This is a genomic window from Aeromonas sp. QDB68, from assembly GCF_027707405.1.
GTDB lineage: Bacteria > Pseudomonadota > Gammaproteobacteria > Enterobacterales > Aeromonadaceae > Aeromonas > Aeromonas caviae.
Genome location: NZ_JAPCIQ010000240.1, coordinates 1 through 750, shown reverse-complemented (window position 1 = coordinate 750; position 750 = coordinate 1). Strand labels below are relative to the sequence as shown.

1 protein-coding gene is annotated in these 750 nt (G+C 35.1%); it reads left to right on the top strand.

Annotation, left to right across the window (positions count from 1 at the left end):
• Positions 1-750, top strand: a 750-nt coding sequence (locus tag PG892_RS22445) for a hypothetical protein (protein WP_270825931.1), incomplete at both ends; no start/stop codon positions are given.

Here is a 750-nt window from a genome sequence, read left to right as displayed (position 1 = left end):
TGATAAACTTGAAGATATTGAAATAGTAGAATTAGCATTCGTTAAGTATCGTGTTAGAGGTTGGAGAGAGTGTGTTGACTTTCTTCTGTCGTGGAATCCCTCATCATGCATATATAACATTACGTCTAAATTTATAGAACGACTGGTTGATGGTAAGGATTTTGAAAAAATATCAGAAATGGCAAACTACGGTAAAAACGATCCGAGTTTTATTCTAGCGATTACGTCAGAGCTAAATAAGGTAGGCAAGGTACCTCCCAGAAACTGTTTAGTTCGTTGCTTGAATCAAATAGTAAACCCTTGCTCTAGATTAGAAAAGCCATCTGACTACTTTCAGCATTCTGGCGCAACAGTTGGCTCTTACTTGTCTTTTTTTGAATCCTGTTTAATTCATCAATTACCAAAATCCAAGATTAGAAAGGGGGTTCACTATTATTTTGATTTCCCAATGCTCTACCGTATTAGTGATGTACACCAATATGATCGCGCTAGAGAATGTGTTTTACGTTATCTTTCTATTTGTGCTGTATTGGAAAATGACTTTGAGTTATGTTTCGAAAATTATATGCCCAAGAAATGGGTTGATGAAAAATCTTCTCGTGAAAATAAGAATGAACTTAATAGAGCAAAAGATTTTGTAGAGAAATTGCTTCCTTGGTACATGGTTAGGGCCAAAATATTATCAGGTATAACTCTGAACTTACATGAAGAGCATATATTAGCTACTAAGTTATCTTCAAAAGTAGGGCG